At 60.3% G+C, this 19,026-nt stretch carries 20 protein-coding genes; 11 read left to right on the forward strand and 9 right to left on the reverse strand.

All coding sequences use genetic code 11. From position 1 onward, the window contains the following. Nucleotides 1-337, forward strand: a 337-nt coding sequence (locus CRO75_RS33125; protein WP_204856404.1) for a hypothetical protein, incomplete at its 5' end; no start/stop codon positions are given. On the opposite strand, the gene tyrS is transcribed toward CRO75_RS33125, so the two are convergent. Beyond that, a complete protein-coding gene (tyrS, locus tag CRO75_RS10025; protein ID WP_097135123.1) occupies nucleotides 324-1,523 on the reverse strand; it encodes a tyrosine--tRNA ligase in 1,200 nt (399 codons plus the stop codon). The genes CRO75_RS33125 and tyrS overlap by 14 nt on opposite strands. Before the next feature lie 211 nt (nucleotides 1,524-1,734). Here tyrS and CRO75_RS10030 point away from each other — a divergent pair, with 211 nt between their 5' ends. Then, a complete protein-coding gene (locus CRO75_RS10030) occupies nucleotides 1,735-3,165 on the forward strand; it encodes a peptidoglycan DD-metalloendopeptidase family protein (protein WP_097135124.1) in 1,431 nt (476 codons plus the stop codon). 2 nt (nucleotides 3,166-3,167) lie between these two features. Beyond that, nucleotides 3,168-4,259: an anhydro-N-acetylmuramic acid kinase gene (locus CRO75_RS10035; protein WP_097135125.1), complete on the forward strand. Its 1,092-nt coding sequence runs from the start codon at nucleotides 3,168-3,170 to the stop codon at nucleotides 4,257-4,259. A gap of 67 nt (nucleotides 4,260-4,326) precedes the next feature. Here CRO75_RS10035 and erpA read toward each other — a convergent pair whose 3' ends face one another. Together erpA and argC are read right to left on the reverse strand one after the other, a co-directional pair. Then, nucleotides 4,327-4,677 (reverse strand): iron-sulfur cluster insertion protein ErpA, encoded by a 351-nt coding sequence (gene erpA / locus CRO75_RS10040; protein WP_007906865.1) that lies wholly within the window; start codon nucleotides 4,675-4,677, stop codon nucleotides 4,327-4,329. Nucleotides 4,678-4,843: 166 nt separating this feature from the next. Next, complete coding sequence (gene argC / locus CRO75_RS10045) at nucleotides 4,844-5,878, reverse strand: N-acetyl-gamma-glutamyl-phosphate reductase (RefSeq protein ID WP_009045860.1); 1,035 nt, start codon at nucleotides 5,876-5,878, stop codon at nucleotides 4,844-4,846. Between the two features lie 134 nt (nucleotides 5,879-6,012). Here argC and hemJ point away from each other — a divergent pair, with 134 nt between their 5' ends. From hemJ to coq7, 6 genes are all read left to right on the forward strand, one after another. Next, on the forward strand, nucleotides 6,013-6,444 hold the full coding sequence (hemJ, locus tag CRO75_RS10050; protein ID WP_097135126.1) for a protoporphyrinogen oxidase HemJ: 432 nt from the start codon (nucleotides 6,013-6,015) through the stop codon (nucleotides 6,442-6,444). Nucleotides 6,445-6,478: 34 nt separating this feature from the next. After that, nucleotides 6,479-7,447: a nitronate monooxygenase family protein gene (locus tag CRO75_RS10055; RefSeq protein ID WP_009051135.1), complete on the forward strand. Its 969-nt coding sequence runs from the start codon at nucleotides 6,479-6,481 to the stop codon at nucleotides 7,445-7,447. Between the two features lie 92 nt (nucleotides 7,448-7,539). After that, on the forward strand, nucleotides 7,540-8,403 hold the full coding sequence (locus tag CRO75_RS10060; protein ID WP_097135127.1) for a DUF805 domain-containing protein: 864 nt from the start codon (nucleotides 7,540-7,542) through the stop codon (nucleotides 8,401-8,403). A 130-nt stretch (nucleotides 8,404-8,533) separates the two neighbouring features. After that, nucleotides 8,534-9,322, forward strand: a complete 789-nt coding sequence (locus CRO75_RS10065; RefSeq protein ID WP_007930181.1) for an SDR family oxidoreductase — start codon at nucleotides 8,534-8,536, stop codon at nucleotides 9,320-9,322. A gap of 79 nt (nucleotides 9,323-9,401) precedes the next feature. Beyond that, on the forward strand, nucleotides 9,402-9,740 hold the full coding sequence (locus CRO75_RS10070; RefSeq protein ID WP_007930180.1) for a histidine triad nucleotide-binding protein: 339 nt from the start codon (nucleotides 9,402-9,404) through the stop codon (nucleotides 9,738-9,740). 125 nt (nucleotides 9,741-9,865) lie between these two features. Continuing rightward, nucleotides 9,866-10,513, forward strand: a complete 648-nt coding sequence (coq7, locus tag CRO75_RS10075) for a 2-polyprenyl-3-methyl-6-methoxy-1,4-benzoquinone monooxygenase (RefSeq protein WP_097135128.1) — start codon at nucleotides 9,866-9,868, stop codon at nucleotides 10,511-10,513. 83 nt (nucleotides 10,514-10,596) lie between these two features. On the opposite strand, the gene CRO75_RS10080 is transcribed toward coq7, so the two are convergent. Beyond that, nucleotides 10,597-11,019, reverse strand: coding sequence for an OsmC family protein (locus CRO75_RS10080; RefSeq protein WP_009045862.1), 423 nt, complete (start codon nucleotides 11,017-11,019; stop codon nucleotides 10,597-10,599). A gap of 235 nt (nucleotides 11,020-11,254) precedes the next feature. Between CRO75_RS10080 and crp the strand changes: the two genes are divergently transcribed. Beyond that, nucleotides 11,255-11,899: a cAMP-activated global transcriptional regulator CRP gene (gene crp, locus CRO75_RS10085; RefSeq protein WP_007930174.1), complete on the forward strand. Its 645-nt coding sequence runs from the start codon at nucleotides 11,255-11,257 to the stop codon at nucleotides 11,897-11,899. Here crp and CRO75_RS10090 read toward each other — a convergent pair. The 4 genes from CRO75_RS10090 to CRO75_RS10105 form a co-directional block, all read right to left on the reverse strand. After that, on the reverse strand, nucleotides 11,896-12,597 hold the full coding sequence (locus CRO75_RS10090; protein ID WP_097135129.1) for a lipoate--protein ligase family protein: 702 nt from the start codon (nucleotides 12,595-12,597) through the stop codon (nucleotides 11,896-11,898). The genes crp and CRO75_RS10090 overlap by 4 nt on opposite strands. A 67-nt stretch (nucleotides 12,598-12,664) precedes the next feature. Further along, a complete protein-coding gene (gene trpC, locus CRO75_RS10095) occupies nucleotides 12,665-13,501 on the reverse strand; it encodes an indole-3-glycerol phosphate synthase TrpC (protein WP_097135130.1) in 837 nt (278 codons plus the stop codon). Then, nucleotides 13,498-14,547, reverse strand: a complete 1,050-nt coding sequence (gene trpD, locus CRO75_RS10100; protein ID WP_009045865.1) for an anthranilate phosphoribosyltransferase — start codon at nucleotides 14,545-14,547, stop codon at nucleotides 13,498-13,500. The genes trpC and trpD overlap by 4 nt, the downstream gene beginning before the upstream one ends. 9 nt (nucleotides 14,548-14,556) lie before the next feature. After that, nucleotides 14,557-15,150 (reverse strand): aminodeoxychorismate/anthranilate synthase component II, encoded by a 594-nt coding sequence (locus CRO75_RS10105; protein ID WP_007930170.1) that lies wholly within the window; start codon nucleotides 15,148-15,150, stop codon nucleotides 14,557-14,559. Between the two features lie 409 nt (nucleotides 15,151-15,559). On the opposite strand from CRO75_RS10105, the gene estP reads away from it, so the two are divergent. After that, the gene (gene estP, locus CRO75_RS10110) at nucleotides 15,560-17,470 is read left to right on the forward strand and encodes an esterase EstP (RefSeq protein ID WP_097135131.1); all 1,911 of its coding nucleotides are present in this window, start codon (nucleotides 15,560-15,562) and stop codon (nucleotides 17,468-17,470) included. Between the two features lie 68 nt (nucleotides 17,471-17,538). On the opposite strand, the gene trpE is transcribed toward estP, so the two are convergent. Beyond that, nucleotides 17,539-19,020, reverse strand: coding sequence for an anthranilate synthase component I (gene trpE, locus CRO75_RS10115; RefSeq protein WP_097135132.1), 1,482 nt, complete (start codon nucleotides 19,018-19,020; stop codon nucleotides 17,539-17,541). Between the last annotated feature and the right edge of the window lie 6 nt (nucleotides 19,021-19,026).

Consider the following 19,026-nt stretch of genomic DNA (forward strand, 5'->3'; position numbering starts at 1 on the left):
TTATTTTAAGAAGTTTTCAAAGTTTCCTTTGCAACTTCAACCACTTGCGCCTCCGATCTCTCGTCAGCGGGAGGCGAATTCTACAGCGTTACACGCTGCTGTCAACACCTCTTTTTCTCCGCTTTCGACCGAGAAGATCGAATCGTTAATTCGGCGAAAACTGACTGCCGAACCAACTCCTTCGGGCTTCGATGAACTGAAGCGTGACCGCTGTCGAAAACCGCGTAACTCGTTGAATCTCAAGGAGTTTTCCGTTTCGACTGCGCCGGAAGTGGGGCGAATTATAGAGACATATAATTCGCCGTCAACACCTATTTTCAGTTTTATTCGGATTTAAGCGTAATACGTGCAAAAGCCTTCTTTCCGGCCTGGCAAACATGAGTCGAGCCGATCGTCCATATAAAGGAACGCTCAACCACCTCACCATCCACACGCACACCACCCGAGCCGAGCAGGTCACGCGCCATCGCCGAGTTCTTTACCAAGCCAGCCTTATTAAGGACTGCCGCGATCGGCATGTCTTCAGCAGCAGCCAACTCGATCTCAGGCAGATCATCCGGCAGCTCACCATCCTTCATACGGTTACCCGCCGCACGATGAGCATTCGCCGCAGCCTCTTCACCATGGAAGCGCGCAACGATCTCTTCAGCCAGCTTGATCTTGATATCCCGCGGATTCGCACCCGCCTCAACATCCGCCTTAAAGGAAAGGATCTCCTCCATGGAGCGGAAGCTCAGCAGCTCGAAGTAACGCCACATCAAGACATCCGGAATGGAAACCAGCTTGCTGTACATGACACCAGGTGCTTCCTGGATACCTACATAGTTACCCAGCGACTTGGACATCTTCTTGACGCCATCCAACCCCTCGAGCAATGGCATCGTCAGAATGCACTGAGCTTCCTGACCATAACCGCGCTGCAGCTCACGCCCCATCAACAGGTTGAACTTCTGATCGGTACCGCCCAATTCCACATCGGCACGCAGCGCCACCGAGTCATAACCCTGAACCAGCGGATAGAGGAACTCATGAATGGCAATGGGTTGATTGGTGGAATAGCGCTTGTCGAAGTCGTCACGCTCGAGCATGCGAGCAACGGTGTACTGGGAAGTCAGGCGAATGAAGTCCGCAGGCCCCATCTCGTCCATCCAGGTGGAGTTGAAGGCCACCTCGGTTTTCGCCGGGTCAAGAATCTTGAACACCTGACTCTTGTAGGTCTCGGCATTTTCGAGGACTTGCTCGCGAGTCAGCGGCGGACGGGTTGCGCTCTTGCCACTCGGATCACCGATCATCCCCGTGAAGTCGCCGATCAGGAAGATCACCTGATGACCCAGATCCTGGAACTGACGCAGCTTATTAATAAGCACGGTATGACCCAGGTGCAAATCCGGCGCCGTTGGGTCGAAGCCAGCCTTAATACGCAGCGGCTGACCGCGCTTGAGCTTTTCGATCAGCTCGGACTCGACCAACAACTCTTCCGCACCACGTTTGATCAGCGCTAGCTGCTCTTCAACCGACTTCATAACAGACCCGCAAGGCTCAGATTCAAAGGGAACCAACCATACAAGATCAGCGCCCAATTACAAGTTTTGCCCGGCGTACGGATGGCTTTCCACGAACAGGACGTCCGCAGGCTTGCTTAACAGATGATTTGGTTATATTTTATACAGTTATTTCATCTTCATCATGTCATTCATCTTTTCCAATTCATCTTTTTCAAAGTCAAAATTACTTATGACCACAGAACCGCCTAAAGCCCCGCCGCTTTATCCGAAGACCCACCTGCTCGCCGCAAGTGGTATCGCCGCCCTCCTCAGCCTGGCGCTCCTGGTATTCCCTTCCAGTGATGTAGAAGCCAAAAGAACAACTCTGAGCCTCGACCTGGAAAGCCCGGCCGAGCAACTGACACAAGATCAAGACGCCGCAGACGCCGTACAAGCCACAAATGAAGCCGTAGCGTCCCCGTTCGCACAAATCGAAAACAGCCCCGAAGATACTGCGAAAACCACTGAAACCGCTCAAGAACAGCCAGCTCCGGCCGTGGCGGAAGAAAAGAAGGCAGCGAATCACAGGGAAGTCATTGTTGCCAAGGGCGACACCCTTTCCACGCTATTCGAGAAGGTCGGCCTACCTGCCACTTCGGTGCATGACGTGTTGGCCAGCGACAAGCAAGCCAAGCAGTTCACCCAGTTGAAGCGCGGCCAGAAACTTGAGTTCGAACTGGGTCCGGACGGCCAGTTGAACAATCTGCACAGCAAGGTCAATGACCTGGAAAGCATCACCCTGACCAAAGGGCCAAAAGGCTTCGCCTTCAGCCGTATCACCGCCAAGCCCATGGTGCGCACGGCCTACGTTCATGGTGTGATCAACAGCTCGCTGTCGCAATCCGCAGCACGTGCCGGCCTCTCTCACAGTCTGACGATGGACATGGCCAACGTCTTTGGCTACGACATCGACTTCGCCCAGGATATTCGCCCCGGCGACGAGTTCGACGTGATCTACGAACAGACCGTCGTCAATGGTAAAGCCGTCGGTACCCGCAACATTCTCTCCGCCCGCTTCACCAACCGTGGCAAGACCTACACCGCGGTGCGTTACACCAACAAACAAGGCATGAGCAGTTATTACACCGCTGATGGCAATAGCATGCGCAAGGCCTTTATCCGCACTCCGGTGGACTTCGCACGTATCAGTTCGCGCTTCTCCATGGGCCGCAAACACCCAATCCTGAACAAGATCCGCGCTCACAAAGGCGTCGACTACGCAGCCCCTCGCGGTACGCCAATCAAGGCAGCCGGCGATGGCAAGGTGCTCCTGGCCGGGCGTCGTGGCGGATACGGCAACACCGTGATCATCCAGCACGGCAATGCTTACCGCACGCTGTACGGCCATATGCAAGGCTTCGCCAAAGGCGTCAAGACCGGCGGAACCGTCAAGCAGGGCCAGGTGATCGGCTACATCGGCACCACCGGGCTTTCCACGGGCCCGCATTTGCATTACGAGTTCCAGGTCAACGGCGTTCACGTCGATCCACTGGGCCAGAAGCTGCCAATGGCCGATCCGATCGCCAAAGCGGAACGCGCACGCTTCCTGCAACAAAGCCAGCCGCTGATGGCGCGGATGGATCAGGAAAAAGCCACCCTGCTTGCTTCGAACAAGCGTTAAGCATGGCGCTCTATATAGGTGTGATGTCCGGAACCAGTCTTGATGGCCTGGATATCGCGCTCATCGAGCAAACACCGGCGATCAGGCTGATCGCCACGCATTACATTCCCATGCCTGAATCCCTGCGCGCCGAGCTGCTTGGCTTGTGCGCCAGCGGTCCCGATGAAATCGCCCGCTCCGCCATCGCCCAGCAAAACTGGGTAAAACTGGCCGCCCAGGGTATTCATAGCCTGCTTGCCCAACAGAAACTTAAACCCGCGGACATCCGCGCCATTGGCAGTCATGGCCAGACCATCCGCCATGAGCCCACCCGCGGCTTCACGGTCCAGATCGGCAACCCGGCATTACTGACAGAGCTGACCGGAATCACGGTTGTCAGCGACTTCCGCAGCCGCGACGTCGCCGCCGGCGGCCAGGGCGCTCCACTGGTACCGGCCTTTCATGAAGCGCTCTTTGATCAAAGCTGCGGCAAGCGCGCGGTCCTCAATGTCGGTGGCTTCAGCAACCTGAGCCTGATCGAGAGCGACAAGCCGGTTGCCGGCTTCGACTGCGGCCCGGGTAACGTCCTGCTGGATGCCTGGATCAATGCCCAGCGTGGAGAAAACTACGATCGCGATGGCCAATGGGCTGCCAGCGGTCAGGTTGAGCCGCTGCTGCTGAACGCGCTGCTCAGCGACCCATTCTTTGCCACTCAAGGCCCGAAGAGTACGGGTCGCGAGGTATTCAACCTGGAGTGGCTACAGGAACATCTGGCTCGCCTGCCAGCCTTGCCCGCCGAAAACGTACAGGCAACGCTCCTGGAGCTGACCGCGCTGACCATCGTCGAGTCGCTGCAAGCCGCACAGACCGATACCCAGGAGCTGCTGGTCTGCGGTGGCGGCGCTCACAACTCGACCTTGATGAATCGCCTGTCCAGCCTGCTGCCTAACACCGAGGTCAGCAGTACCGCCACCCATGGCGTCGATCCGGACTGGGTTGAAGCCATGGCATTCGCCTGGCTGGCCCACTGCTGCCTGGAAGGCATAGCCGCCAACCGCCCAAGTGTCACCGGCGCCCGCGGCTTGCGTATCCTGGGCGCGATCTACCCCGCCTGATCGCCAGACAGCAAAACGCCGCAGAGCCCGAAAGCCCTGCGGCGCTTGGTAAAACCTTATTCAGCGATCAGATCGAGAACGAAGACCCGCAACCGCAGGTGGTCGTGGCATTCGGGTTCTTGATCACGAAACGCGAACCTTCCAGACCTTCCTGATAATCCACCTCGGCACCCGCCAAGTACTGGAAGCTCATCGGATCGACCACCAGGCTGACGCCTTCGCGCTCGACGATGGTGTCGTCATCCGCGACTTCTTCATCGAAAGTGAAGCCGTACTGAAACCCTGAACAACCGCCGCCCGTAACGAATACGCGCAGCTTCAAGCGATCATTACCCTCTTCATCGACCAGGCTCTTCACCTTGTGCGCGGCACCGTGGGTGAATTGCAAAGCCGTGGGGGTGAAGGATTCGACGCTCATGCTGACTATCTCCCGGCGTTACGCCGCCATAATGCGTGATGACGCGCATTATCCGCTTCTCCCAGAAAAGCGGTCAACTATTGTTACGGTATATCAATAAGCCCAGGGCTCACCGCAAAATGCAAAAAGGCCCATAACGGGCCTTTTGCTGAAGCAGGCAGACGCCTTAAGGCAGCATGCCGGCGTGGGACAGGCCCAGACGCTCGTCCAGACCGAACAGGATGTTCAGGTTCTGTACGGCCTGGCCCGACGCGCCTTTGACCAGATTGTCGATCACCGACAACACGACCACCAGGTCGCCATCCTGCGGACGGTGCACGGCAATCCGGCATACGTTGGCGCCCCGCACGCTGCGGGTTTCCGGATGGCTGCCTGCCGGCATCACATCCACGAACGGCTCGTTGGCATAACGTTTCTCGAACAGCGCCTGCAGGTCCACCGACTTGTCCACGACAGTGGAATAGAGCGTCGAGTGAATGCCACGGATCATCGGCGTCAGGTGCGGCACGAACGTCAGGCCGACATCCTTGCCCGCCGCACGGCGCAGACCCTGGCGAATCTCCGGCAGGTGACGATGACCTTTGACCGCATAGGCCTTCATGCTCTCCGAAGTCTCGGAGTACAGGGAGCCGACGCTGGCGCCCCGACCCGCCCCGCTGACACCCGACTTGCAGTCGGCGATCAACCGCGAAGTATCGGCCAGCCCAGCCTCCAGCAATGGCAGGAAGCCGAGCTGGGTAGCGGTCGGGTAGCAACCCGGAACAGCGATCAGGCGTGCCTTCTTGATCTGCTCGCGATTGACTTCCGGCAGGCCATAGACGGCTTCGTCGAGCAACTCAGGGGCCCCATGGGGCTGGCCGTACCACTTGGCCCACTCATCGGCGTCCTGCAGACGGAAGTCCGCCGACAGGTCGATGACCTTGGTACCGGCAGCCAGCAGCTCACCCGCCAGGGCATGGGCAACGCCGTGCGGAGTCGCGAAGAACACCACATCGCAGGCACCAAGGGTCTTGATGTCCGGAACGCTGAATGCCAGGCCGTCATAGTGGCCTCGCAGGTTCGGGTACATATCGGCAACGGCAAGGCCTGCCTCGGATCGGGAAGTGATGACCACCACTTCTGCTTGCGGATGCTGTGCCAACAGACGCAGCAGTTCGACCCCGGTGTAACCCGTGCCGCCGACGATACCGACCTTGACCATAAACCTGCCCTCAACGAACCCACTGGAAAGCCGTCGATAATAGGGGCCGCGCGCCCCTGCGACAACCGTCAAGGTGACGTGCGGACGCTCCTGCCTCTACTATCTGCGCTACCGTGAACCTGGGAATAACCGAAATGCTCTATCTGTGGCTCAAAGCCTTTCACATCGTCAGTCTGGTCTGCTGGTTTGCCGGTCTGTTCTACCTGCCGCGCCTGTTCGTTTATCACGCTCAAAGCGAAGACACGATCAGCAAGGAACGCTTCAGCATCATGGAGCGCAAGCTGTACCGCGGAATCATGGGCCCAGCGATGATTGCCACGCTGGTTTTCGGTATCTGGCTGCTGAGCCTGAACCCCAGCGCCTACTTCGGCCAGGGCGGCTGGATGCATGCCAAGCTGACCCTGGTGGTCATCCTGATTGGCTACCACCATATGTGCGGCGCCCAGGTGAAACGTTTTGCCCGTGGCGAAAACACCCGCAGCCATGTCTTTTACCGCTGGTTCAATGAAGTGCCAGTTCTGGTATTGCTGGCTATCGTAATTCTGGTCGTTGTCCGGCCGTTCTAACTCCTACTAGCCGTCATTATTCGGGGTACATCCAATGTCGCTGCCCGCTCTGCTCGAACAACGCTTGCGCCTGCCTGTCGTGGCTGCGCCGATGTTCCTGATTTCCAACCCACAACTGGTTCTGGCGTGCTGCCGCAATGGTGTGGTCGGCAGCTTCCCTGCCCTCAACCAGCGTGAAAGCAGTGGCTTCAAGGCCTGGCTGGAGGAAATCGAAGCAGGCCTTGCGACCCTGGAAAACCCCGCGCCCTATGCCGTCAACCTGATCGTGCATCACAGCAACCCACGCTTGAATGCCGACCTGGCGATCTGCATCGAACACAAGGTGCCTATCGTCATCACCAGCCTGGGAGCGGTAAAGGAACTGGTCGATGCAGTGCATGCCTATGGAGGCCTGGTCTTCCATGACGTCACCACCCGGCGCCACGCGGAAAAAGCCGCCGAGGCCGGGGTCGATGGCCTGATCGCCGTAGCCGCCGGCGCCGGTGGCCACGCCGGGACCTGGAGCCCGTTCTCCCTGATCGCCGAAATCCGCCAGTTCTTCGACAAGACGCTGCTGCTGGCTGGCTGCCTGAACCACGGCCACGAGATCCTCGCCGCACAGTTGCTCGGCGCCGACCTCGCCTACTTCGGCACGCGTTTTATCGGCACCACGGAAAGCCATGCGCCGGAGGCCTACAAGGAGATGCTGCTGAGCGCCAAGGCCGCCGACATTGTGCACACCGCGGCAGTCTCCGGGGTTCCAGCAAGCTTCATGCGCCAAAGCCTGGAAAACGCCGGCTTCGACCTTGCCGCCCTGCAGGGCAAAGGCGAAGTCAATTTCGGCTCGAAACTCAAGCCGCTCAGCGACGAAGCCAAAGCCTGGAAAACCGTGTGGTCCGCCGGACAAGGCGTCGGTGAAATCGATGACTTGCCGAGCGTCGATCAACTGGTCGCCCGCCTGGACGCCGAATACCGTGCCGCGCAGGAACTGGCCGCCCGGCTACCGCAACGCTGGCCGCGCTGAATCGCTGATGTTTTTTGGCCAGCAACGGACGGCTGGCCTTAAACTGTCGCCCTGCGAAAGCCCTCTCTATATAGCCGACAAGGAAGCCCTGCATGAGCGAAGACCGTTTCAAGATCGTATTTGACGGGGCTCTGCTTCCGGGCGTCGACATCGAACATGCCAAGCAGAAAATCGCCAAGCTGTTCAAAAGCGATATCGCCGCGATCGAGCCTCTGTTCAAGGGGCAAAACATCACCCTCAAGCGCGACCTCTCCCAGCAGGACGCGGACATTTATCTCGCCGCGCTGAACCAGGCCGGTATCGCCCCACGCATCGAACCGGATCTTGCCCCAGGCGCCAGCCAACCGGCACCTCAGCCTGCTCCCCCAGCACCAGCGCCTTCGGTGGACTTGCCCCAGGCAGAACCCGCCGCAACAAGTGACTGGCAACGCCCGGTCCCTACGCCGACGCCAGAACCCATGACCGGCGCGGGTACTTCGCCCTACACCCCGCCTCAAGCCACAGTGGGCGATCCCCTTCCCGAGTTTGGCGAACTGAAGTTCTACACCGTTGAAGGACGCATCGGGCGCCTGCGTTATCTCGCCTGGACCCTGGTGTTGATCCTGCTGACCACCCTGGCCGGCGGCTTCCTGACCGCAGCTCTGGTCGGCAACGGCCTGCAGGTGACGGGAATGATCTTCCTCGGCGTCGTAGCACTGGCCTTCGCCTATCTGAACATCACCATTTCCGTTCAGCGCCTGCATGACCTGGGCTGGTCGGGTTGGCTCTGGCTACTGAATTTGCTGCCTTTTGTGTACGCGGTGTTTCCGCTGCTGCTGACGATCCTGCCGGGCAACACCGGCGCCAATCGTTACGGCGCGCCGCCTCCGCCAAACAGTGGAGCGGTCAAGGGGCTTGCCGCGCTGTGGATAATCGTCTTGCTGCTGTCCTTCATCGGTGGTCTCAGCTCGGTCTAGGGCGCCCAGAAACAGGAACAGCGAAAGCAGCGAGCCCGCCCCGGCCCCCTGTAGACTATCGGATTGAATTAACGCGCCGCTGCCTGGGACTTTTCCCTACAGGCAACCGGCCGTTGCAATGGAGAACCGCATGACCCGTTACGCTCTGATCACCGGCGCCTCCAGCGGCATAGGCCTGGCCCTGGCCGAAGCGCTGGCCCGGCGCGGCCGCAGCCTGATCCTGGTGGCCCGTCAGCGTGATCAGCTGGAAAGCATCGCCATCGAGTTGACCCAACGCTTTGGTGTGGAGGTGCTGTTCCGTGCCTGCGACCTGTCCGAGCCTTTGCGGCTTTCGGGTTTCCTGCTGGAGCTGGAGGAAGGCGACCGGCAGATCGATCTATTGGTGAACTGCGCCGGCATCGGCACCTGCGGCCCCTTCCTCGCCCAGGACTGGATGACCGAGCAGGACCTGATCGAAGTGAACATTCTGGCCCTCACCCGGCTGTGTCATGCCCTGGGCAACAGCATGGCCCTGCAGGGCGGCGGGCAGATTCTCAACGTCGCTTCGATCGCCGGCTTCTATCCCGGCCCCTGGATGAGCACCTACTACGCCAGCAAGGCCTATGTACTGCACTTCTCCGAAGGCCTGCGCGAAGAGCTGAAAAACAATGCAGTGAAGGTTTCCGTGCTCTGCCCTGGCCCGACCCGCACCGGTTTCTTTGATACCGCCCAGCTGAACACCAGCAAGCTTAACGACAGCAAACTGCTGATGAGCCCGGAAGAAGTCGCGCTGTACACCGTGCGCGCCCTGGACAAGAATCGCGCCATTATCATCCCCGGCCGCCGCAACCGCTGGTTTGCGTTCAGCCCGCGCCTGGGTTCACGCTGGCTGACCCGCAAGATTTCCGGCGCCGTCAACAAAGCCTATTGCCCGCGCTGACCTGGCAACCATCTAAGGCTGGGCGCACTCGGCTTGCCTGAGTACACTCAGCCCGGACCAACACAACGGAGAAACAGCTGTGGATACTCTGTTCACCAAGATCATCAACCGGGAAATACCGGCGAAGATCATCTATGAGGACGACCAGGTTCTGGCCTTCCACGATATCGCCCCACAGGCCCCCGTGCATTTCCTGGTAGTTCCGAAAAAACCGGTACGCACCCTCAATGACCTGACCGAAGACGACAAGCTGCTGGCCGGACATATCCTGTTCACCGCCCAGCGTCTGGCCAGGGAGCTGGGCTGCGAAGAAGGCTTCCGGGTCGTCATGAACTGCAATGAACTCGGTGGCCAGACCGTGTATCACATTCACATGCACGTTCTGGGTCAGCGCCAGATGCACTGGCCGCCGGGCTGATCCCCATCCAAGGTGCGCGACAGCACACTCCTCGCCCGCTTTTGCCGAGAGTGTGCTGATCCAGCGCAGGCCTCTGCCCATCGATTGGGGTAAACTGGCCGCCGTGATTCTTCCCGGAGGTAAGCATGACTACCCAACGTCACTACTCGCCGATTGACCGTCTACTGCTGCAGGCAGATGCGGCAATGCGTACCTTGCTGCCCTTCAGCGGCCAGCCTTATCGCCCTTCCCCTGCCATCGTGCAGCCGGACGTGCAGATGAGCGAAGAGGACACCAAGCATGTCGCCGGCCTGATGCGCATCAATCATACCGGCGAAGTCTGCGCCCAGGCGCTGTACCAGGGCCAGGCACTGACCGCCAGGCTGCCGCAAGTGCGCGCCGCCATGGAGCATGCCGCGGAAGAAGAAATCGATCACCTGGTCTGGTGCGAGCAACGCATTCACCAACTGGGTAGCCACACCAGCGTGCTCAACCCACTGTTTTATGGCATGTCGTTCGGCATCGGCGCAGTGGCCGGGCTGATCAGCGACAAGGTCAGCCTGGGTTTCGTGGCTGCCACCGAAGATCAGGTGTGCAAACACCTCAACGAACACCTTGAGCAATTGCCGGCCGAGGACGAAAAATCCCGGGCGATTCTCGAGCAGATGCGCATCGACGAAGAACAACACGCCGAAAGCGCCCTGGACGCGGGCGGATTCCGCTTCCCGGCGCCGGTAAAATTCGGCATGAGCCTACTGGCCAAGGTCATGACCAAAAGCACTTACCGGATCTGAGCGATACAAATCGCAGGCAAAAGAAAGGGCGCTTTTTCAGCGCCCTTTCTTTTGCCGCGAATTCGAGAGGGTTGAATGGCGACTCAACCGAGCTCGACGATTTCGTAATCGTGAGTGATGGCAACCCCGGCCGCACCGAGCATGATCGATGCCGAGCAGTATTTTTCCGCCGACAGCTCGATGGCGCGCTTGACCTGGGCTTCTTTCAACCCGCGGCCCTTGACCACGAAGTGCATGTGGATCTTGGTGAAGACCTTGGGGTCCTCGGTCGCACGCTCGGCGTCGAGGAAGGCTTCGCAACTTTCGACAGCCTGGCGGGATTTCTTCAGGATGCTGACCACATCGAAGTTGCTGCAACCGCCTACGCCGAGCAGGAGCATTTCCATCGGGCGCACGCCCAGGTTACGACCACCGGCTTCCGGCGGGCCATCCATTACCACCACATGACCGCTGCCCGATTCCCCGAGGAACATGGCTTCGCCAGCCCATTGGATGCGTGCCTTCATCGCCAAGACTCCACTGCTAAAAAAGGGTCGCCAGCTTAGCACAGGGGCCCGGGATGGCAGCGCTTTGCCTGTTCGGGTGCCACACTCAGTTCTGATAGGAAAATTCTTAATTACCCAAAGGAAGCGTCTGTTAAGCTGGCGCCAAATCACTGGCGCATTGCCAGCTATCGGCGATCAGCTTGACCGCCCCATAAAAAAACCAAATCACACCGTGCTGTCTTTTCGGGATACAACCATGGTTGCTCTTGCCCCTACACCCAAGATCAAGAACCTCGACAAGCTGTTGATGCATTGCCAGCGCCGCCGTTATCAGGCCAAGAGCAACATCATCTGCGCCGGCGACCAGTCGGACACGCTGTTCTTCATCGTCAAAGGCTCGGTCACCATCCTGATCGAAGATGACGACGGTCGGGAAATGATCATCGCCTATCTCAATGCCGGGGATTTTTTCGGCGAGCTGGGCCTGTTCGAACAGGCCGGGCATGAGCAGCAACGCAGCGCCTGGGTACGGGCCAAGGTCGAATGTGAAGTCGCGGAGATCAGCTATGCAAAATTCCGTGAGCTGTCCCAACAGGACCCGGACATTCTGTACGTGCTCAGCGGCCAGATCGCCCAGCGCCTGCGCAACACCACCCGCAAGGTCGGCGACCTGGCGTTCTTCGATGTCACCGGGCGCGTGGCCCGCTGCCTGCTCGAACTGTGCAAGCAGCCAGATGCCATGACCCATCCGGATGGCATGCAGATCAAGGTGACCCGCCAGGAAATCGGGCGGATCGTCGGCTGCTCAAGGGAGATGGTCGGCCGAGTGCTCAAGGACCTCGAGGAACGCAACCTGGTCCATGTCAAAGGCAAGACCATGGTGGTGTTCGGCACCCGTTAGAGCGGCAGGAACTGCGCCAGCATCTGCCGGTACAGGGTATCCAGGCGCTCGATGGCATTCGGCGCGGCGAATGCCTCATGCAAGGCGATATGGCTCTCGGCGCGGCAACGCTGCTCCAGGCCACAGGCCTGATTGAAACGATTGACCGCCGCCACCATGGTTTCCCGCTCGTCATCCAGCAACAGCGCGCCATGCACCAACCCAACCGGACGCGTCCCACCCTTGCTCTGGCGCCAACGCTGGGCGGTGCCGACCATCTTGCGCCCGTTAAGATTGACGTTGAACCGGCCATCGCAGAAAGCGCCCTCGACTGCACCCAGGGAGGGCTCGCCTCCCAGCTCGGAAAGCAAGTCGCAGATCGGCTGGCACAAACGGCGATAGCCGGTTTCGATCCGATTCTGATCACCCTCGCTGCGAGGCGGCGCATAAACCAGCGCGATATTGACCGTCGCCGCCGATTGCGGCACCGGCTCCCCACCGGTTTCCCGCAGCAACACCGGCCAGCCACTGGCGGCCAGCGCGTCGCAGGCCTGCTCGAACCCCGACAAACGACTCAAGCGTCGCGGCATCACCAGCGCCCTGTCGCTCGGCTGCCAGAACAACAGGCCGTACTCCTGGACACCGCTGCATACCTGGGCGAGCAGATCCTGTTCGGCCTGCAGGCCGGCTTCGACGGTCAGAGAAAGGGGCTGGATCATGGCAGTAAAGGTCCTTTGCGCTAGGTATAAAAAAGCCGGCGGCGCCGGCTTCTTCATCAACTCAGGTTCAGTCCAGGGTCGAACCGCTCACCGGCACGCCACGTTCCGGGAAGAACAGGCGTTGCAACTCCAGGCCAGGGCTTTCGGCGCGCATGAAGGCCTCGCCCACCAGGAAGGAGTAGACGTCGCTGATTTCCATCAGCTCGACATCGGCCCGGTTGAGGATACCGCTCTCGGTGATCACCAGACGATCGCGCGGAATCTGCGGCAACAGATCGAGGGTGGTCTCCAGATTGACCTCGAAGGTGTGCAGGTTACGGTTGTTGATGCCCACCAGCGGCGTGTCGAGGGTTTTCAGGGCACGCTCCAGCTCGTCGCCATCATGCACTTCGACCAGCATATCGAGACCCACGCCTTTGGCCACGGCAGCCAGTTCAGCCATCCTGGCATCATCCAGCGCGGCCACGATCAACAGCACGCAGTCGGCCCCCAATGCGCGGGCTTCGACGATCTGGTACGGATCGATCATGAAGTCCTTGCGAATCACCGGCAACGAACAGGCGGCACGCGCCTGTTGCAGATAGGCATCGGCGCCCTGGAAATAATCGATATCGGTGAGTACCGACAGGCAGGTCGCGCCGCCCTTCTCATAGCTCTTGGCGATCTCTGCCGGCACGAAATGCTCGCGGATCACGCCTTTGCTCGGCGAGGCCTTCTTGATTTCGGCGATCACAGCCGGCTGCTTGAGCCTGGCCTGGTCAAGCAGCGCCTTGGCAAAGCCGCGCGGCGCATCCGCGGCACGGGCCTGGCCTTCGAGTTCGGCCAGGCTTACTCGTGCACTACGCTCAGCCACTTCCTCGACCTTGCGGGCGAGGATTTTTTCCAGAACCGTCGGCACACTCATCCTTCATTCTCCTGCTTGAATACCGCGGTAAAGGCACCCAACTCCTCAAGCTTCTCGCGAGCCAGCCCGGTGTGCAAAGCGTCATGGGCCAGGGCCACGCCCTCTTTCAGGCTGCTGGCATGGTCCGCCGCATAGAGCGCGGCACCGGCATTGAGCACGATCATCTCCGCCGCCTTCTGCCCGTGCTCGGTCTTGCGTCGCCCCAGGGCATCGCGAATCAGCTCGAGCGATGCCGCCGGGCTTTCGACCACCAGGCCGAACAAGCTCTGACTCTTTATGCCGAGGTCTTCGGGCTGAACCCAATATTCAGTGATCTGGTCGTCCTTCAGCTCGGCGACGAAGGTCGGCGCGGCGAGGCTGAATTCATCCAGGCCATCCTGAGAGTGCACCACCAGCACGTGCTTGCTGCCCAGGCGTTGCAAAACCTCGGCCAACGGCCGGCACAACGCCTGAGTGAACACCCCCACCACCTGATGTTTCACACCGGCCGGATTCGTAAGCGGGCCAAGCATGTTGAACAGGGTGCGCAGGCCGAGATCGCGGCGCGGGCCAGCGGCGTACTTCATGGCACCGTGATGGGACTGGGCGAACATGAAGCCGATGCCGACGTTGTCGATACAGCGGGCGACCTGTACCGGCGTCAGGTTCAGGTAGATACCGGCGGATTCGAGCAGGTCGGCACTGCCGCTTTTCCCGGACACCGCGCGGTTGCCGTGCTTGGCCACCGTGCAACCGGCTGCGGCGACTACAAAGGAAGAAGCCGTGGACACGTTGAAAATGTTCGCACCATCACCGCCGGTGCCGACCACATCGACCACACCGTCGAGGGTTTTCAGCTCGACCTTGTCCGCCAGCTCGCGCATGACCGAAACAGCGCCGACGATTTCGTCGATGCTTTCGCTTTTCATGCGCATGGCCATCATGAAGGCGCCAATCTGTGCATCGGTGCACTGGCCGGTCATGATTTCACGCATGACCTGGCGCATTTCATCGGTGCTCAGATCGAGATGGCCGACGATACGGCTCAGGGCAGTCTTGATATCCATGGAAAGTCCTTAGCGCGTGCCGCCGCTCTGTTTGAGGAAGTTGGCGAACAGCTCGTGGCCCTGCTCGGTGAGAATAGACTCGGGGTGAAACTGCACACCCTCGATGTTCAGCGTCTTGTGGCGCAGCCCCATGATCTCGTCGACGGAGCCGTCTTCCAGTTGGGTCCAGGCGGTCAGTTCGAGGCAGTCCGGCAACGTATCGTGCTTGACCACCAGGGAATGGTAACGGGTCACGGTCAGCGGATGGTTCAGACCGGCGAATACGCCCTTGTCCTGGTGAAATACCGGGCTAGTCTTACCGTGCATCACCTGCCGCGCGCGCACCACGTCGCCGCCAAAGGCTTGGCCAATGGACTGGTGGCCCAGGCAGACACCCAGGATCGGCAGCTTGCCGGCGAAATGCTTGATCGCTTCGATGGACACACCGGCTTCGGTCGGCGTGCAAGGACCGGGCGACACGACGATCCGCTCAGGGTTGAGCGCTTCGATTTCAGCCACGGTCAGTTCGTCGTTGCGCACCACCTTGACCTCGGCACCCAGCTCGCCAAGGTATTGCACAACGTTATAGGTAAAGGAGTCGTAGTTATCGATCATCAGCAACATGGGGATTACAACCTCTTGAACTCACTGACTTTTAATACAGCCTTCAGTGGATTGCCCGCTGGCAGGCCCGCCGGAGGTTGCAATCACTCAACCAGCACAAGCGGAGTCGAACAGGGGGTAAAGAAGGCAAAACGGTACAGGTCCGGCCGGGCCGGCAGAGAAAAGTTAGGCGCGCCAACGCCAACGGGCGTGTGCCTTAACAACTCGCATCAAGAGTTTGCTGACGATCAACACGGGGAAGGTCTCATTCATACGTTCAGGCACAGTAACTTAGCTGAGCAGAGGGTGCAATATGGCGGGGCCCGCGCCCGGATAAACAAGCGATATGGCTTATAGCCATAACTGAAACGCAAAAGTTTTTGGTACTGTCGTTTCGATCTCTACAACAATAAATAAAACGGACTTGCTCATGATCAGAAAGACGTTGTTCGCACCACTCGCCAGCAGTCTTTTGTCCCTGGCCTGCGCTCAAGCGATCGCAGCCCCCGCCCCCTATTCCAGCTTTATCGTGTTCGGCGACAGCCTCAGCGATGCCGGGCAGTTCGTTGATCCCGGCGGCCCCGCGGGAGCCACCCAACGTTTCACCAACCGCACCGGGCCGGTCTATCTGGATGGCAGCGGGGAAGTTCGTTCCGCCAACTCGACGCAATTGCTCGGTGCCAAGCTGGGCTTCTCCGACGACCAGCTCGCCGCCTCGACCTCGTCCACCCGCGCCAGCGAAGGCCTGCCTGACGGCAATAACTGGGCAGTCGGCGGTTATCGCACCGACCAGATTCTCGATTCGATTACCACCACCTCGACCGCCGGCAGCCGTAGCCGCCCGGGTTATCTGCTGGCCAACGATTTCCGCGCCGACCCGAACGCCCTCTATTACCTGTCGGGCGGTGGCAACGACTTCCTCCAGGGCCGCGTCACCAGCCTTGACCAGGCCAACGCCGCGGCCGGCCGCCTGGTGGACAGCGTGCAAACCCTGCAACAGGCCGGCGCCCGCTACATCATGGTCTGGCTGCTGCCGGACATCGGCCTGACCCCGGCAATCAACGGCAGCCCGTTGCAAGGGTTCACTTCCCAGCTCAGTGCCCAATTCAATACCGAACTGGTCCGACAGCTGCAGACGGTCGATGCCGAAGTCATTCCCCTCAACATTCCCGTGCTGTTGAAGGAAAGCTTCGCCAACCCGGCACAGTTCGGCCTGGCCACCGACCAGAACCTCACCGCCACCTGCTTCAGTGGCAATGGCTGCACGGAAAACGCCCGCTATGGCATTCACAGCGCCACGCCGGACCCGAGCAAGCTGATCTACAACGACGCGGTCCACCCCACCGAAGCCGGCCAGCGGCTGATCGCCGATTACGCTTACTCATTGCTGGCGGCGCCCTGGGAAATAACCCTGCTCCCGGAAATGGCCCAGGGCACCCTGCGCGCGCATCAGGATGAGCTGCGCAACCAATGGCAGGCTGACTGGGAAAACTGGCAGGGCGTGGGGCAATGGCGGGCGATTGTCGCCGCGGGTGGCCAGCACCAGGACTTCGACAGCCAGCGCAGCGGCGCCAGCGCCGACGGCAACGGTTTCAACCTGAACATCGGCGGCAGCTACCGGCTCGACGAGGTCTGGCGAGTGGGTGTGCTGGCCGGCGCCTATCGGCAGAAGCTCGAGGCCGGCAACAACGACTCAGACTACAAACTCAACACCTATCTGGGCACCGCCTTCGTCCAGTACCAGCAAAACCGCTGGTGGGCCGACGCGGCAGCCACCGCCGGGCACCTGGACTACGACAACCTCAAGCGCACATTCGACCTGGGCCCCAACGAGCGCGGAGAAAAAGGCGACACCAGCGGCGATGTCCTGGCCTTCAGCGCTCGCCTGGGCTACGACATCGCGCAGCAGGCCAGCAGCCCGTGGCACCTGTCGCCGTTCATCAGCGCCGACTACGCGCGGGTCAAGGTCGACGGCTATTCCGAGGATGGCAACGACTCCACCGCACTGACCTTCGACGACCAGAAACGCACCTCACGGCGCCTGGGCATCGGCCTGCAGGGCAAGTACCAGATCACCCGGCAAACCCAGGTGTTCGGCGAAATCGCCCATGAAAAGGAATACGAGGACGATACCCAGAAGCTGACCATGGCCCTCAACAGCCTGCCGGATAACCGCTACACCCTCGAAGGCTATACCCCGCAGACCAACCTCAACCGCCTGAACCTCGGGGTCAGCCACAAGCTCACGCAGGACCTGGCCTTGCGCGCCAGCTACAACGTCCGCAAGGACGATGACTTCACCCAACAGGGCATCAACGTCGGGGTCAGCCTCGACTTCTAGTAGAGAGCAGGCAATAAAAAACGCTGCCCCCGTGAGGAGGCAGCGTTTTTTATGGCTCGTTGTCCAACTCAGCTATCGGGCGTCTGCTCAGCCAAAACCACCGCGCGGAACATAGCGCGACGCTTGTTCAGGGTTTCTTCCCATTCCAGCGCAGGCACCGAGTCGGCGACGATACCGCCACCGGCCTGCACATGCAGCTCGCCGTCCTTGATCACCGCCGTACGAATGGCGATGGCCGTGTCCATGTTGCCGTTCCAGGCGAAATACCCCACCGCCCCGCCATACACACCCCGTTTGACCGGCTCCAGCTCGTCGATGATTTCCATCGCGCGGATCTTCGGCGCGCCGGACAAGGTGCCCGCTGGCAGAATCGCCCGCAGCGCGTCCATCGCGGTCAGGCCGGCCTTCAACTGGCCAGTGACGTTGGAAACGATGTGCATCACGTTGGAATAACGCTCGATCACCATCTTCTCGGTGAGCTTCACCGAACCGATCTCGGAAACCCGCCCGGTGTCGTTGCGCCCCAGGTCGATCAGCATCAGGTGTTCGGCGATTTCCTTGTCGTCGGACAACAGGTCCTTCTCCAGCGCCAGATCCGCCTCTTCGTTGGCGCCACGTGGACGGGTGCCGGCGATCGGGCGAACGGTGATCAGGTTGTCTTCGACCCGCACCAGCACTTCCGGCGAACTGCCGACCACATGGAAGTCGCCGAAGTTGAAGAAGTACATGTAAGGCGTCGGATTGAAGCAACGCAGGGCGCGATACAGGTCGATCGGCGCCGCCTTGAAATCGATGGACATGCGCTGCGACGGCACCACCTGCATGCAGTCGCCCGCCAGGATGTACTCCTTGATGGTATCGACGGCACGCTCGTAGTCACCCTGGGTGAAGCTGGAGCGAAACACCGGGTCGGCCGCCTGCTGCTTGCTGAAGTCCAGGCCAGGACGCGGGGTCATGGGCTGGCGCAGCTTCTCCAGCAACGCTTGCAGGCGTGCCTGGCCTTGCTCGAAGGCATCGTCCCGGGACGGGTCGGCGAGGACGATGGCGTGCATCTTGCCGGCAAGGTTATCGAACACCACCACGGCGTCGGAGACCATCAGCAGAATGTCCGGCACGCCGATCGGATCCGGGTTCGGACATTTGCCCAGGCGCTTCTCCACATAACGCACACAGTCGTAGCCGAAGTAGCCGACCAGGCCACCGTTGAAACGCGGCAGGCCAGCGATGGTCGGCACCTGGTAGCGCGCCTTGAACTCTTCGACGAACGCCAGCGGGTCGGCCACGTCATGGCTTTCGGTCTCGACGCCATCGACGGTGATGCTGACATGGTGGTCATGCACCCGCAGCACGGTGCGGCAGGGCAAGCCGATGATCGAATAACGGCCCCATTTCTCGCCGCCCTGCACCGACTCCAGCAGGTAGGAGTTGGGCTCGTCGGCCAGTTTCAGGTAGATCGACAGCGGCGTGTCGAAGTCGGCCAGGGTTTCGCAGGCAAGCGGGATGCGGTTGTAGCCGGCAGCGGCCAAACGCAGGAATTCTTCGCGGATCATGGGGTG

This window comes from Pseudomonas sp. LAMO17WK12:I10, assembly GCF_900215185.1.
Classification (GTDB): domain Bacteria; phylum Pseudomonadota; class Gammaproteobacteria; order Pseudomonadales; family Pseudomonadaceae; genus Aquipseudomonas; species Aquipseudomonas chlororaphis.